Below are 14,527 nucleotides of genomic sequence, written 5' to 3' on the forward strand. Positions count from 1 at the left end.
TCCAATCAATCAGGTTAACATATAAAAACAAATGTAAAACAGTATGATTAGAATCATGTTTTGAAAAAAATGATGATAATATATTTACCCTATTAAAATTATGTATTAAAATATATTTTGATACAAGCTTAAAAAAATAAATACCCAACAGCTTTATAGGTTGGCAAAGCCGAAAATACAAAGAAAAAAAATGAACAAGAACTTTTTAGTACAGGAAATAATCCGATTGAAAAAGGAAAAAAATGCTGTTATCCTAGCTCATTATTATCAAGATGAGGATATTCAGGAAATAGCAGATTTTATTGGAGATAGTCTTGAACTGGCAAAAAAAGCTCAAAATACAAATGCAGATATTATTGTTTTTGCAGGAGTTCATTTTATGGCAGAAACAGCAAAAATTTTAAACCCAAACAAAAAAGTAGTACTGCCCGATTGGAACGCTGGCTGTTCGCTTGCTGATGGCTGTCCGCCTGAAGAATTTAAATTATTCAAAGAACAGCATCCCGATCATATTGTGGTTACTTACATCAATTGTTCTGCCCAAATAAAAGCTATGAGCGATTTAGTCTGCACATCGGCAAATGCAAAAAAGATAATCGAATCTATACCAGCAGAACAAAAAATCATATTTGCTCCAGATGAAAACTTGGGCAAATATCTTCAAAAAGAAACCAAACGCGAACTGGTCTTATGGAAAGGCTCTTGTGTTGTACATGAAGCCTTTTCATTAGACAAACTAATTGAAATATATAACAAAAACCCGACTGCAAAAATTGCAGCACACCCTGAATCTGAAGACCATATTTTAAAAGCAGCACATTACATTGGCTCAACTTCGGGAATTATTAATTTCATTAAAACGGATCCTGCTGCCGTTTTCATTGTGGCCACAGAAGCCGGTATCCTGCATGAGCTTTCAAAAGCTGTACCTGATAAAACGCTGATTCCGGCTCCTACCACAGAAGATAATACCTGTGCCTGTAGTGAATGTGCCTATATGAAAATGAATACACTCGAAAAGCTGTATTTGTGCCTCAAAAATGAAAGGCCAGAAATGCTAATTAAAGATGAGCTGAGAATAGAAGCCTTAAAGCCTATTAAAAGAATGCTCGAATTATCATAAAATACGCAATAACCTTAAATCAAAATAACATGCTTAAAACAGATATACTTATCATCGGTTCTGGTATTTCAGGATTATTTTTTGCTATGAAAACGGCAAAAAAACGTCCAGACTTATCTATTGTTATAATGACGAAAGAAACAGCCAAAAATACCAATACGCAACTCGCTCAAGGCGGTATTGCCGTAGTAACAGACCTTATAAAAGACAGTTTTAACAAACATATACATGATACACTTCGTTCTGGAGGCGGCCTATGTGACAAAGAAGTAGTTAATATGGTTATCAAACAAGCTCCTGACAGACTTCGAGAATTAATCGAAATAGGCGCTTCTTTTGATAAAAATGAAAAAGGACAATGGGATCTGGGTTTAGAAGGCGGGCATTCACAACACAGAATATTGCATCATAAAGATAGCTCCGGACAGGAAATCGAGCAGAAACTGCTCAAAATAATCAAGAAAATGCCCAATATTGAGCTCTTAGAGAATCATATGGTCATTGACTTAAATACCGAAACAAAAAAAGCTAAAACTACTTGTACCGGGGCATTTTTCTTTGAAAAGAAACACAATCGAATTAAATACATTAGAGCAAGAACTGTTGTTTTATGCACAGGCGGATGCGGTCAGCTTTTTGAAAACACAACAAATCCGAAAATAGCAACAGGAGACGGATTGGCAATTGCGGCTCGTGCTGGCGCAGAAATTGTCGATATGCAGTACATTCAGTTTCATCCAACAGCTTTATATACAGGAAAAGAAAATCCGCTGTTTTTGATTTCTGAAGCTGTTAGAGGCTTTGGCGCACATATTGTAAATGAGGAAGGAAAAAGATTTTTATTCAAATATGACATCCGAGGTGAATTGTCTACGCGAGATATGGTTTCAAATGCCATTAGTAAAGAACTTCAAATAAGCGGAAAAAGTCATGTTTATTTAGATTGCAGACATTTAGATCCAAAAGCTTTTTCAAATCAATTTCCTGTAATTACAGCTCATTGCAATGAGTTAGGAATTCGTCCAGAAAAAGATCTGATTCCTGTTGTTCCTGCAGCACATTATCAGTGTGGTGGAATTAAAGTAGATCAAAATGGAGTTACGTCAATAAAAAATCTTTACGCAATTGGGGAATGCGCTAGAACAGGTCTTCATGGTAAAAATCGTCTCGCATCAAACTCTCTTCTTGAAGGTTTGGTCTTTGCACATCAGGCTTCAGAAAATGTAGATAAAACTATTGCCGAATTTATCTTTTCATCACAAATACTAATTCCGAAATTTCCAAAGGCACATCAAGTTGATGATTATCTTGCTTTTGAAATACTTAAAAAAGAATTGCAAAAACTGGTTACTTCATTTTATACAAGTGAAGAACGTGATGCTGAATTAGCTTTTGAAAAAATAAAAGAGCTTCATAATTATGCCGTTTCGCTTACAGAAGCACACGAAATTACGATTCCATTTATCGAATTTTCAAACATGATTGCGGCTTCTTTATTGATCATTAAACAATGTAAAGCTGCAGCAGACCAAAAAATATGCTGAAACCAAAATTAATCTATACCCCAACCATTATGAAACTAACAAGCAAAACAACCATTGGTGAAATCGTCGCAGATGATTTCAAAACAGCAGCCATTTTTACAAAATTTCATATTGATTTTTGCTGCAAAGGATACCGAACTATCCAAGAAGTTTGCAAAAAAAGAGATATAGAAGAAAGTGTTCTTATAGAGCATATTGAAAAAGCAAGAAGCAGTTCTGCCAATCAGTCTTTTGATTATAAAAGCTGGTCTGCAGACATGATTGCAGATTATATAACAAAAACTCATCATAGATATGTTACAGAAAAGTCTCCTATCATTTTAGAATATTTAAATAAATTATGCGGTGTTCACGGTGCGATTCATCCTGAGCTACATGAAATTCATACTATTTTTTCAAAAACGTATTTGGATCTCACGGCTCATATGAAAAGAGAAGAGTTGGTTGTTTTTCCTTTTATTAAAAAAATGAAAGCCGCACACAGTAAAGGTACAGAACTGGAAACACCGCCTTTTTTATCTATTGAAGCGCCAATTGTAACCTTAAAAGATGATCATGTTACAGAAGGGCAGCGCTTTAGAAGAATTGCGGCATTAACCAATAATTACACACCGCCTGTTGACTCATGCAACACTTATAAAGTAGCTTTTCTAATGTTAGAAGAATTTGACAAAGATTTAAAAAAGCACATTCATCTGGAAAACAACATCTTGTTTCCAAAAGCAATTGAGCTCGAAAAAACATTTGAAAAAGTGTCATAAATAAAAATGAAACCATGGAAAAATATGTAATCAAACGTAATGGAGATTATAAGCCTTTTGAAGCTTATAAAATTCAGGATGCCATTCAAAAAGCCTTTCAGAGCGTCGGTCAGCCTGTCGACAAAAGAATTTTCAAAACTGTTCTTTTTGGTCTTGAGGCAAAATACTCGTGGCCTGTAGAAGAAATTCAGGACATCATAGAAAGAGTACTTTTTGAAAATGGATATTTCCAGGCTATGCGTTCGTTTATAATTTATCGCCATACAAGAAAATTACAGCGAGAACATATTAATGGTTTAAACGATGACACCACTTACATAGACAGTACGCAAACTGTTGAAGAATACATCAACCAATCAGATTGGCGAATTAATGCGAATGCGAATATTTCGTATTCAAACGCAGGACTAGTCAGCAATACCGCTGGAAAAGTAATCGCCAATTATTGGCTGGATAAAATATATAATAAAGAAGAAGGTTCTGCTCATAGGAATGGCGACATACACATCCATGATTTGGATTGTCTTACCGGATACTGCGCTGGTTGGAGCTTGCGTGTGCTGTTAAATGAAGGTTTTAATGGCGTGCGTGGCCGTGTCGAGAGCAGACCTCCTTCTCATTTTAGAGAAGCATTAGGGCAAATGGCTAATTTCTTAGGAATTCTGCAAAGCGAATGGGCTGGTGCTCAAGCTTTCAGTTCATTTGATACCTATTTGGCTCCTTATGTTTTTAAAGATCAGCTTTCTTATGATGAAGTTTTAAAAGGAATTAGAAGTTTTGTTTACAATCTAAATGTGCCGGCACGCTGGGGCCAATCGCCTTTTACGAATATTACTTTGGATTGGAATGTACCAGAAGATTTAAAAGAACAGATTCCGACCCGAAATGACGAACATTTATTTTTAAAGATCACTGATGAAAATCTGATTCTGGAAGCTAAAAACAGAGGCGTTTCAAAATTGATAGATTTAAAATATGCTGATTTTCAAAAAGAAATGAATCTTATCAACAAAGCATATTACACCATTATGACAGAAGGTGATGCCAACGGACAGCCGTTTACGTTCCCTATTCCAACAGTAAATATTACAGAAGATTTTGACTGGAATGGAGAAAATGTCGATTTGCTTTTTGAAAACACAGCTAAAATTGGTTCATCTTATTTCCAGAATTTTATTGGAAGTCAATACCTTTTGGATGAAAATGGAAATCGAATCGAAAATCCAGATGCTTACAAACCAAATGCGGTACGCAGTATGTGCTGTCGTTTACAGCTCGATTTAAGAGAATTGCTAAAACGTGGAAATGGTCTTTTTGGAAGTGCCGAAATGACGGGAAGTATTGGCGTCGTAACCATCAACATGGCGCGTCTCGGATATTTGCATAAAGGAAACATCATTACTTTATTTGAACACTTAGATGAATTGCTTCAAATAGCTAAATCGACTTTAGAAAAGAAAAGAATCTTCATCCAGCAAATGTACGACCGCGGACTTTATCCGTATACACAGCGTTATTTGAAACATTTTAGAAATCATTTTTCCACCATTGGCGTAAACGGAATGAACGAAATGGTTATAAATTTTTCTGAAGGAAAACAAAATATAACGGATACCTCAGGAATTCATTTTGCAACCGAAATTCTCGATCATATTCGACTGCGAATGAAAGAATTTCAAGAAGAAACTGGAAACCTTTACAATCTAGAAGCAACTCCAGCAGAAGGAACAACGTATCGTTTTGCCAAAGAAGACAAAAAACGTTTTCCAGAAATTCTGCAAGCGGGACAAAATGAAAATATATACTATACCAATAGTTCACAAATTCCAGTCGATCATACCGACGATCCTTTTGAGGCCTTATTACTTCAAGATGAATTACAATGCAAATATACTGGAGGTACAGTTTTGCATCTTTATATGAGAGAAAAAATAAGCAGTCCAGAAGCTTGTAAAAACTTCGTTAAAAAAGTTCTCACCAACTTTAAACTGCCCTATATAACCGTAACACCAATTTTCAGCATCTGCCCTATTCATGGCTATTTAAATGGTGAACATGAATACTGTCCAAAATGCGATGAAATTTTACTCAATAAAAACAATCAAAAACACTTGGCTTATGAAAACGAAAACGCGTAAAATTCTAGAAGAGAACAAATCCCAAAGAAGTAAATGTTTGGTTTATACACGTGTAATGGGATATCACAGACCTGTAGAAAGTTTTAATATTGGAAAAAAAGGTGAACACCAACAGCGTACACATTTCGAAGAAACCATTATCTATTAAAGGAATATTTAGCCTCACGCCTTTTACTTTATTAGATTATCCGCATAAAACGGCCTGCATTGTGTGGTTTGCAGGCTGTAACATGCGGTGTTTATACTGCTATAATCCAGATATTGTTTTAGGAAAAGGAAAAATAGATTTTGATTCTGTTCTTTCATTCCTAAAAACTAGAAAAGGATTATTAGACGGTGTAGTATTAAGCGGTGGCGAATGTACTTTACACAAAAAAATAATTGATTTTATAAAAGAAATCAAAACAATGGGATTTGCGGTGAAAATAGACACCAACGGTTCCAGCCCAAAAATATTGAACAGCCTGATTCATGATCAATTAATTGATTATGTCGCGTTAGATTTCAAAAGTCTTCCTCATACCTTTAAACACCTAACGCAATCAGGCTTATTTTCAGAATTTGAAGAAAGTTTAAAGCTTTTGATTCACTCGAACCTTCCATTTGAAGTTCGTACCACTTTTCATTCTTCTTTGATTGATGAAAAAGATTTTGCAAAAATGATTGAATACTTAGAGAATCAGAATTTTGAAGGAAATTATTATGTACAGCATTTTATGAATAATGTGCCAACGCTTTCAAAACTAGACGTTTCAAACAAGGAAATACAACTTAAAAACTTCTCTACTCCAAAAATAAAAGTTATTTTTAGAGATTGATAATTCAAAATGTACACGTTATGACTTTGCATCATTTTGTACTAATACTCCATCTATTGGCGGCCACAATATGGGTTGGCGGTCATTTACTTTTGGCTATTTGCTATCTTCCGACAGCACTGAAGAAAAAAGACCCTAAGATTATTTTAAATTTTGAAAAGAAATACGAAAAACTCGGTATGTCTTCTCTCGCTTTACTTATCATAACTGGAATATGGATGGCTTATGATTTTGGCATCACTGCCGAAACCTGGTTTCACTTTTCCAGCGGATTTGAAAAAGTAGTTTCAATAAAACTGATATTGCTTTTCTGTACTTTCTTTTGCGCGGTCTGTGCACAATTTTTTATTATTCCAAAACTTAGCCCCAATAATATCAATAAAATGGCTGTTATTATATTAACGGTTACTTCAATAGGTGTTGCAATGCTGGTTTTAGGGTCAACAATTCGTTATGGTGGAATTTAAAAATTCATACCAACATTCGATTGGTTTATTTAGTTAAGACATCATTCCCACAAGTATAGGCCCAAAAGCAGTCAGTAGTATATTAGCTAATGCGTAGGGAATAGTATAGCCTAAAACAGGAAATTTACTTCCAGATGCATCTTGAACAGCTTTTAATCCGATTGTTGATGTTCCTGCTCCTGTTTGTGCTCCAAGTAGGATTAAAGGATTAATTTTTAATATATACCTTCCAAAATACAGCCCAATGATATGAGGAATTATTGCAACGGCCACACCAGCAAGTAAAATACCGAAGCCCGTTTCTTTAAGACCAGAAATAAAACTTGGCCCGGCAGCTAAACCTACAAGACCAATAAACGCGGCAAGACCAACGTTGTCAAAAATCCACAAGGCAGGCTCTGGAATTCTGCCAAAAACTGGAGTTCTAGAATGCAGCCAGCCAAAAATAAGCCCCATTACCAACGCGCCACCGCTTGTTGTTAAAGTTACCGAAACTCCAAATAATGTTACCGAAAGCAAACCTAAAAGTCCGCCAAGAACAATACCTAAACCGACAAAAATAATATCGGTCTCCGGAGTTAAACGATCCAGATAGCCTATTTCCTTCGCTGCTTCCTCCAGTTTCGCAGGTCGGCCTGAAAGATTCAAAATATCACCTCTGTTTAAAACCGTTCTCGACTCAAGCGGTATTTCATGATTCTCTCTCGTTATTTTGTTTAGCATTAATCCATGATAAAAACTGGCTTTTCGAAGAGCTTTTACTGTTATCCCGTCAATTGCTTTGTTGGTGATTGTAACATCTAAATGTGCTAATGGGAAATTTAACAATTCTTCATCTAAGATTTCTGGCCCAATAGAAAAGAGACTGTCTAAAATGATTCCGTGCTGCCCCATAATAACCAAAACATCATCTTTATAAATTATAGTATCAGGTTTTGGGTCTAGCAATTGATGTTTATGGCGTATCCTTTGGATCACAATATTCTTGTTAGATATTAATCTTTCAAACTCGCTTATACTGATTCCTATCCATTTCTCATTGGTTATTCTGTAGGCTCGGATAATCCATCTCTGATAGGCGCTTTTCATTCCTGGACCATACTCAGTTTCACCAGAAATGGTTTCTGCCAGCTTTTCACTTTCTTCAACTAAATTAATCCCAAGCAGTTTTGGAGCAATTCCGGTTAAAAAGAAAACAAAAGACGCTGCTCCTACTAGATAAGTTACAGAATAGGCTACGGGAATATTATTGATTAATCTGCTTTTTTCTGCATCAGCAAGATTTAAGTGGCTGATAGCATCTGAAGCGGTACCAATCACGGTTGATTCAGAAAACGCACCTGCTAATAATCCAGCCGCCGTTCCTATATCATAACCTAAAAAAGTAGAAACTGAATATGCCACTAAAAGACACGACAAACAAATTACCAAAGTGAGTAATAATTGTGGAAATGCATTCTTTTTGAAACCTTGAAAAAATTGAGGTCCAACTTTATACCCTGTAGAAAAGAGAAAAAAATCAAAGAAAATGGTTTTTACAATACCTGGGATTTCAATATCCAACTGACCAATTAGCACTCCAGCAAATAAAGTCCCTAATACAACACCTATTTTAAATGTTCCTATCTTAATGCGTCCGATTAAGAATCCAAGAGCTAGGCATAAAAAAAGTGCCAGTTCAGGATGTTCTCTAAGTATAGCTGTAACCATATTACATTTTTTATATAAATTTAGTCAAAAAAAGTAATCAATATACTATATTTCAATTATTTACAAATAATTAATTATAATCATATTATAGCAAACAGAAAACTAACAGTGGTAGAATTAAATCAAAATGGCTATTTTTGATGGTGAGCCAATTTGGAATAAACATAAGGTACAAACTGTTTTTTTAGCATAAGAACCTTCGCAATTATTCTACGAAACCCTTGTTACAAATACAAAAATGAATTTTCAAACCATAATACCAGATAAATCTATTTCGCTTTTTGTAAAAAATATTTGGGTATTTGAAAGCGAAGAGAACAACGCTACAACGAGTTTGCCATTTTTTGCAGATGGTTTTCCAGGTTTGATGTTCCATCAGTCCGAAAATGGATTGACGGTGAAACCTCACGATAAAAAAATGCCTGAAATTTTTGTTTACGGGCAAACCATCAATCCAATTGTGCTAGAAATTTCAGGATCATACTCTATTCTCGTTTTTCAGCTGTATCCTTTTGTGTTGCAAACCTTCTTTGATATTCTTCCACAAAGCATAAATGACAACTGCTATTATTTAGACAATGCAGACAACAGAATTACAGCACTTAATCTGGAATTGATTTCATGCAAAACTGTAAAAGAAAAAATTGACACTATTTCTAACCTACTTTTACATTATTTTGAAACCAAAAAACAAAATCTCGATCTAGAAATACGTCAAGCAATTGCAGAAATTATAGATGCAAAGGGACAAGTGCCTATTCGAGCCATTGCTGAGAAGCAAAAAATCAATCTGCGAACTTTTGAAAGGAGATTTTTAAAAGAAACAGGACTTTCGCCTAAACAGTTTGCGCAAATATTGCAATTTCAAGCTTCATTGGAACAATTATCCATAAAGAATTACACAAAATTGACTGACATCGTTTACGAAAACGGCTTTGCAGACCAATCGCATTTCATCAAAGTGTTTAAAGCATTTACAGGCAAAACACCAAAAAAATTCAGCCAATAGCGGTACTGTCGTTTTTATTCTATTTTCTAAAAAGTCCCTGTCGCACCTTTGTATCATTAACTTAAAAATGATATAAAATGAAAATTATAATTTTTGGAGCAACAGGAACAGTAGGTCAAGAACTCGTAAAACAGGCAATAGCACAAGGCCATCAAGTTACAGCCTTTGTTCGTAATCCTGAAAAAATGCAGCATGCAGACAACACTAATTTAAAGCTATACAAAGGAGATGTATTGAATAGCAAAGAAGTAGAAAACGCATTAAAAAATCAAGATGCGGTCTTGTGCGCCTTAGGTGATGGCAGAACAGGAACAATCAGAGCTGCGGGAACCAAAACGATCATTGAGGCAATGGGAAATACTGGAATAAAAAGATTGATTTGCCAAACTACATTAGGAATGGGTGAAAGTTACGCAAACCTAAATTTTGTCTGGAAACACATCATGTTTGGAATGTTGCTAAAAAAAGCTTTTGCAGATCATAAATTACAGGAGCACTATATTTTAAACAGCGATTTGGATTATTCCATTGTAAGACCAAGTGCTTTCACAGACGGAGAAATTACCAACCAATTTAAAATTGGGTTTGATGGAAATCTAAAAGGGCTCAATTTGAAAATTTCCCGCGCAGATGTTGCGAACTTCATGCTGCAACAGGTTTTAGCAAAAGAGTATTTGAAAAAAGCAGTTAGCATTTCTAATTAAGGGCTATGAAACTCACTGACATTATACTTATTATTGCGGCAACTTTTACTGCTTTAATGGCTGGTCTTTTCTTTTCCTACTCTGTTTCTGTTACGTTAGGTTTAGGAAAATTGAACGATAAAGAATTTCTTAGTGCTATGCAGCACATAAATAAAGAAATTCAAAATCCATTATTTTTCACTTGTTTTTTTGGTGCTTTAATAATGCTTGTTATTGCTTGTATTTCACGTTACAATCAAAACTCATTTATATTTTTGATTACCGCAACATTGATGTATTTACTAGGTGTTTTTCTGGTAACGGCTTTTGCAAACGTTCCGCTGAACAACAAACTAGAAGTTTTCGACATTTCAAGTTCGACAGAAATAGCCACAAAGCAAATGCGAAATATATTTGAAAAACGTTGGAATTTTTGGAACAACATAAGAACCGTTTTCTCAATATTAAGTTTACTACTTGTAATTTTAGCCTGTATTCAAGAAAACAAATGAACAGGACTGCCACTAAAAGCAATACGACTTTGTAAAAACAAAAAATACGAAAAGATTTTCCAAGCATAAAAAAAGCCTGAGACTTTATAATCTCAGGCTTTTCTTTGTTTTATTTACCTCGATGAGGCAGAATTCGATCCAACATGTTAATACATACTTTTACTGCTGTTTTTATCTTATAAAGTCATTTGAATCAAATTAAAGTTTTAATACCATCATAAATGAAATTATAATCTCTCTATTTTAAAATAAGCAATTTCCTCCTCATTTCTTATCAGATTGCTTGATCGCTTAAACCCTACTTTTTGCAACACATTTTGCGATCCAGTGTTCTCAAGATCTGTTATGGCAACCACTTCGTTTGTATTTGTATTTTCAAAACAATAGTGAGTTAGAGCCCTGCATACTTCTGTAGCAATGCCTTTTCCCCAGTATGCCCTACTAAGCACATATCCTATCTCTACCTTATCTGTATTTTGCACAAAAATACGGGCAACACACATTCCTATAAAACCATTATCCGCAGGGTCAAATATCGCCCATCGGCTCAGATTTTTATTTTTATAATTTTCTAGGAGTTCGCTAAACATTTCGACATATCTCTCAGGTGAAGTATCAGGAAGATATTGCGTCACTTGATTATCTTCAAAAAGATCTAAGAATGTCTGTTTTTCCTCAGGCAAAAATTCGCGTATAATTATTTTGGGGCTTTGATAGATAATATGCATTTGGTACTATTAATATAAATAAATTAAAATCTGTCTTCTAAAATTAGTAACAGGATTTCTCTTTTGTAAATATACCTAAATTTTCCAATCACAAAAAAGCATTCGCTGGTGTGAAATTTTAGTCTAATATAAAATTATTCACAATTTTTTAAGAACAATTGTTTTCCTTCTGCTTGACCAAGTATAGAAATTTCTAGCCATACTTTACATGCATTTTCTTTATCTCCAGATTCAAAATATATGGCAGCTTTATTATATAGAGCATCTATATTCTTGGAATTAAATTTATATGATTCTGAAAAATAAGCAATAGATTCTAAATATTTTTTCTCTTCATAAGCAATTAATCCTTTATTAAAGTAATCTGATGATTTTCTAATATCTTCCATTTTCACGCCATAGATTCTATCAAATTCAGTTAAATCCGTTGTGAAAAATATTACCGAAATTCCCCAAAATGTTTTTGTAATTTCACTTTTTAGAACAAACGGAACTTCTATTGATTCATAATCTTTTAAATCTTTTAAATTCCATTTTTCAAAAGAACCATCAATGACCTTTTTTACCAATCTTATCCTTGACGAATCTTTTTGTGTTGAAAATGTAATTTCTGTCTTTATCCTTTTCTTATCAGGATAAATCTTCAAGTTTCCAACTAACTCAAAATTTGAATAATTATTTTTAAAAGCTTTGTTTAAATCTATTTCAATAGTGCCATTTGTTTTTGGCGAAAATAATTTTGAAGCAACTATATTTTTCTCATTCTTATTCTCTTCTTTGAATTTTGAAATTATGACTTCTTGTCTAACAAAATAGGATCTTTTAAGTTTATCATCTGCTAGTCCATCAATTTTCTCACATAATACTAAAGAATCTTTCGTTGCTTTTTCAACTACAAATCCAGAATATTGAGATGTTTTCATAAAATTATTAAGCAATGTAAAATCCAAACAGCTCTCATTTACTTTATGAACTGGATTCGAATTAATACATAATTTCCCTTGATTAATTCTATATTCCATGTAACCTGAATCTTCTGTAAATCCGTCAGATAGATCACTACCATCTTTCATTTCTCCTTTATACTTTATCCAGTATCCTTCTATTACTGAAAGATTAATTTGTCCATAATTTATATTAAAAAAAAGAAAGCTTAATACAAGGAAAAGTTTTTTCATTTAAATTTTATAGATAGTTTTTCTAAAGGATAAACATACTAAATTAATTGTTCGAGTAAATAGATGTATAACAAATATGTTACATCAACCACTCACTAACCAATTTCCTATACGTCTCTCCTATTGGCAAAGCATTTCCGCTTTTCATTATAATCTGGTTTCCATCAATAACCTTTATTTTATCCTTTGGAATAATATAAGAACGATGAATTCTAATAAATTGATTTGATGGAAGTTTCTCCAAAATATCTTTCATATTTTCCAGAGCCATTATCTTTTCGTCATTGGTATGAATACGAATATAATCACGTAATCCTTCAATATATAAAATATCGTTTAGAGCAATTTTATAATGCTTTCGATCCGCTTTTACGAATAAGTAATCATCACCCAATTTTTCGGTAACCTGAAAAGTTTCCTGCCAGCGAATGAACTTTTCTACACTTTGATAAAAACGGTTAAAAGTAATGGGTTTTAACAAATAATCGATCACATGAAATTGAAAAGCTTCCAGGGCATATTGCGGATAAGCCGATGTAATAATAAAATTATACTTCTGACTGAACATCTGCATTAATTCAATTCCAGTCAATTGCGGCATCTGGATATCAATAAAAATCAAATCGACCGATTCTGTATTTAAAACTTCAATCGCTTTAAAGACATCACTATCTGCATACAAAACATTTAACCTTGAAATTTTAGAAGCGTAATCGGCAATTAATTTTACAGCAAAAGGTTCGTCGTCTAGAATAATGCAGTTTATTTTTTTATTCATTTTAAATCTATTTCAAGTTCGGCTGTAAAATGGTTTTCTTCTTTGGTGATTTTAATTTGATGCTTTTCGGGATAATGAATCTGTAAACGCTTTTGCAAATTATCTAAACCAATTCCGCCCAAACTATCTTTTTTCTGCGTTCCGATTTTATTCTTCACTTTAAAAATCAATTTTTCAGAAGAAACTTTTAGTTGAATTTCTATTGGTTCTAAGTCTGAAACTTCTCCATGTTTTAAAGCATTTTCTACTAAAGGCGACAAAATATATGGCGGAATTTCTCCAAATTCATTTTTCACTTCGACATTAAAATCAACCCGAACATTGTCTTGATGACGTAATTGTTCGAGTTCAATATACGCTTTTATATAATCAACTTCATCTGAAAGTTTAATCTTTTCTTTCTGTGATTCGTAAGTTGTAAAACGCATAATCTGACTCAATTTATCAATTGCAATCAATGACTTATCTAACTGAAAATAAATCATTGAGTAAATGTTATTTAAAGTATTAAATACAAAGTGCGGATTAATCTGAGCTTTCAAAAATTTGATTTCGGTATTCTTATTTTCTTCCAAAATGAGCTTGTTGTATTCCAGAAGACGAATCGAATAAATCACGAACCAAAGAAACGAACTCAAAATAATTGCCATACTGCTATAATGCAAATTATCGAGCATATAACTCAGAAAATTAACGTCGGTATAATTTACTCTGTCAAACAAAAGTTTGGTTATGATCTGCTCTAAAACAAATCTTAGAAAAGTAAAAATAAGATATGAAACGAAAACTCCCGCAAAAAGCCTTTTCCAATTGAAAGCTTTAAAAACCTTTTTCATTACAATCAAATAATGAAAATAAAACGTAATAATGAAAACAATAAAATAAGTGCAAAGAAATAGATCAGGTACAAAAAATCGTGCTCCAATCGGATTTTTCACGAAAGTGAAATATGAAATTAAAAGCCAATAAATAATATGAATTAGACATTCGAGCCTTTTGGTAATGGTTCCTTTATACATTCGGTATATTTTTAAAACAAAGATATACATTCAGTAAAAAGCATTTTAACGGGTTTGCA

15 protein-coding genes are annotated in these 14,527 nt (G+C 33.4%); 10 read left to right on the top strand and 5 right to left on the bottom strand.

From position 1 onward, the window contains the following. The first annotated feature begins 190 nt into the window (after positions 1-190). Genes nadA through AAYQ05_RS17305 form a run of 7 tightly spaced genes read left to right on the top strand, consistent with a single transcriptional unit; the run spans position 191 to position 6,851 of the window. The gene (gene nadA / locus AAYQ05_RS17275) at positions 191-1,123 is read left to right on the top strand and encodes a quinolinate synthase NadA (RefSeq protein WP_343544633.1); all 933 of its coding nucleotides are present in this window, start codon (positions 191-193) and stop codon (positions 1,121-1,123) included. A 29-nt stretch (positions 1,124-1,152) separates the two neighbouring features. Beyond that, complete coding sequence (nadB, locus tag AAYQ05_RS17280; protein ID WP_343544634.1) at positions 1,153-2,667, top strand: L-aspartate oxidase; 1,515 nt, start codon at positions 1,153-1,155, stop codon at positions 2,665-2,667. A gap of 29 nt (positions 2,668-2,696) precedes the next feature. Beyond that, entirely contained in the window at positions 2,697-3,428 is a 732-nt protein-coding gene (gene ric, locus AAYQ05_RS17285) for an iron-sulfur cluster repair di-iron protein (protein WP_343544744.1), read from the top strand. Between the two features lie 14 nt (positions 3,429-3,442). Continuing rightward, positions 3,443-5,566 carry a ribonucleoside triphosphate reductase gene (locus tag AAYQ05_RS17290; protein WP_343544635.1) on the top strand — a complete coding sequence of 708 codons (2,124 nt, stop codon included), beginning with the start codon at positions 3,443-3,445 and terminating at the stop codon, positions 5,564-5,566. Next, the gene (gene nrdD / locus AAYQ05_RS17295; RefSeq protein WP_198858071.1) at positions 5,547-5,714 is read left to right on the top strand and encodes an anaerobic ribonucleoside-triphosphate reductase; all 168 of its coding nucleotides are present in this window, start codon (positions 5,547-5,549) and stop codon (positions 5,712-5,714) included. Before AAYQ05_RS17290 ends, nrdD begins: the two co-directional genes overlap by 20 nt. Continuing rightward, on the top strand, positions 5,668-6,384 hold the full coding sequence (locus AAYQ05_RS17300; protein ID WP_343544636.1) for an anaerobic ribonucleoside-triphosphate reductase activating protein: 717 nt from the start codon (positions 5,668-5,670) through the stop codon (positions 6,382-6,384). The genes nrdD and AAYQ05_RS17300 overlap by 47 nt, the downstream gene beginning before the upstream one ends. Before the next feature lie 20 nt (positions 6,385-6,404). After that, on the top strand, positions 6,405-6,851 hold the full coding sequence (locus AAYQ05_RS17305; RefSeq protein ID WP_343544637.1) for a copper resistance protein CopD: 447 nt from the start codon (positions 6,405-6,407) through the stop codon (positions 6,849-6,851). A 33-nt stretch (positions 6,852-6,884) separates the two neighbouring features. Here the strand turns inward: AAYQ05_RS17305 and aspT are convergent, their stop codons facing one another. Beyond that, entirely contained in the window at positions 6,885-8,561 is a 1,677-nt protein-coding gene (gene aspT, locus AAYQ05_RS17310; RefSeq protein ID WP_343544638.1) for an aspartate-alanine antiporter, read from the bottom strand. 238 nt (positions 8,562-8,799) lie between these two features. On the opposite strand from aspT, the gene AAYQ05_RS17315 reads away from it, so the two are divergent. From AAYQ05_RS17315 to AAYQ05_RS17325, 3 genes are all read left to right on the top strand, one after another. Next, on the top strand, positions 8,800-9,570 hold the full coding sequence (locus AAYQ05_RS17315; protein WP_343544639.1) for a helix-turn-helix domain-containing protein: 771 nt from the start codon (positions 8,800-8,802) through the stop codon (positions 9,568-9,570). A 77-nt stretch (positions 9,571-9,647) separates the two neighbouring features. Continuing rightward, positions 9,648-10,274: an NAD(P)-dependent oxidoreductase gene (locus tag AAYQ05_RS17320; protein ID WP_343544640.1), complete on the top strand. Its 627-nt coding sequence runs from the start codon at positions 9,648-9,650 to the stop codon at positions 10,272-10,274. Positions 10,275-10,279: 5 nt separating this feature from the next. Then, entirely contained in the window at positions 10,280-10,765 is a 486-nt protein-coding gene (locus AAYQ05_RS17325) for an anthrone oxygenase family protein (protein WP_343544641.1), read from the top strand. Between the two features lie 227 nt (positions 10,766-10,992). Here the strand turns inward: AAYQ05_RS17325 and AAYQ05_RS17330 are convergent, their stop codons facing one another. The 4 genes from AAYQ05_RS17330 to AAYQ05_RS17345 form a co-directional block, all read right to left on the bottom strand. After that, a complete protein-coding gene (locus AAYQ05_RS17330) occupies positions 10,993-11,493 on the bottom strand; it encodes a GNAT family N-acetyltransferase (protein WP_343544642.1) in 501 nt (166 codons plus the stop codon). Positions 11,494-11,627: 134 nt separating this feature from the next. Further along, a complete protein-coding gene (locus AAYQ05_RS17335; protein WP_343544643.1) occupies positions 11,628-12,671 on the bottom strand; it encodes a tetratricopeptide repeat protein in 1,044 nt (347 codons plus the stop codon). Between the two features lie 79 nt (positions 12,672-12,750). Beyond that, the gene (locus AAYQ05_RS17340) at positions 12,751-13,449 is read right to left on the bottom strand and encodes a LytR/AlgR family response regulator transcription factor (RefSeq protein WP_343544644.1); all 699 of its coding nucleotides are present in this window, start codon (positions 13,447-13,449) and stop codon (positions 12,751-12,753) included. Beyond that, a complete protein-coding gene (locus tag AAYQ05_RS17345) occupies positions 13,446-14,468 on the bottom strand; it encodes a sensor histidine kinase (RefSeq protein ID WP_343544645.1) in 1,023 nt (340 codons plus the stop codon). Before AAYQ05_RS17345 ends, AAYQ05_RS17340 begins: the two co-directional genes overlap by 4 nt. Positions 14,469-14,527: the final 59 nt, after the last annotated feature.

The organism is Flavobacterium movens (assembly GCF_039581425.1).
Lineage (GTDB): Bacteria > Bacteroidota > Bacteroidia > Flavobacteriales > Flavobacteriaceae > Flavobacterium > Flavobacterium luteolum.

Coding starts and splice junctions, on each gene's coding strand:
- nadA (WP_343544633.1), top strand. CDS start 191: ATGAACAAGAACTTTTTAGTACAGGAAATAATCCGATTGAAAAAGGAA.
- nadB (WP_343544634.1), top strand. CDS start 1,153: ATGCTTAAAACAGATATACTTATCATCGGTTCTGGTATTTCAGGATTA.
- ric (WP_343544744.1), top strand. CDS start 2,697: ATGAAACTAACAAGCAAAACAACCATTGGTGAAATCGTCGCAGATGAT.
- AAYQ05_RS17290 (WP_343544635.1), top strand. CDS start 3,443: ATGGAAAAATATGTAATCAAACGTAATGGAGATTATAAGCCTTTTGAA.
- nrdD (WP_198858071.1), top strand. CDS start 5,547: ATGAAAACGAAAACGCGTAAAATTCTAGAAGAGAACAAATCCCAAAGA.
- AAYQ05_RS17305 (WP_343544637.1), top strand. CDS start 6,405: ATGACTTTGCATCATTTTGTACTAATACTCCATCTATTGGCGGCCACA.
- aspT (WP_343544638.1), bottom strand. CDS start 8,561: ATGGTTACAGCTATACTTAGAGAACATCCTGAACTGGCACTTTTTTTA.
- AAYQ05_RS17315 (WP_343544639.1), top strand. CDS start 8,800: ATGAATTTTCAAACCATAATACCAGATAAATCTATTTCGCTTTTTGTA.
- AAYQ05_RS17320 (WP_343544640.1), top strand. CDS start 9,648: ATGAAAATTATAATTTTTGGAGCAACAGGAACAGTAGGTCAAGAACTC.
- AAYQ05_RS17325 (WP_343544641.1), top strand. CDS start 10,280: ATGAAACTCACTGACATTATACTTATTATTGCGGCAACTTTTACTGCT.
- AAYQ05_RS17330 (WP_343544642.1), bottom strand. CDS start 11,493: ATGCATATTATCTATCAAAGCCCCAAAATAATTATACGCGAATTTTTG.
- AAYQ05_RS17335 (WP_343544643.1), bottom strand. CDS start 12,671: ATGAAAAAACTTTTCCTTGTATTAAGCTTTCTTTTTTTTAATATAAAT.
- AAYQ05_RS17340 (WP_343544644.1), bottom strand. CDS start 13,449: ATGAATAAAAAAATAAACTGCATTATTCTAGACGACGAACCTTTTGCT.
- AAYQ05_RS17345 (WP_343544645.1), bottom strand. CDS start 14,468: ATGTATAAAGGAACCATTACCAAAAGGCTCGAATGTCTAATTCATATT.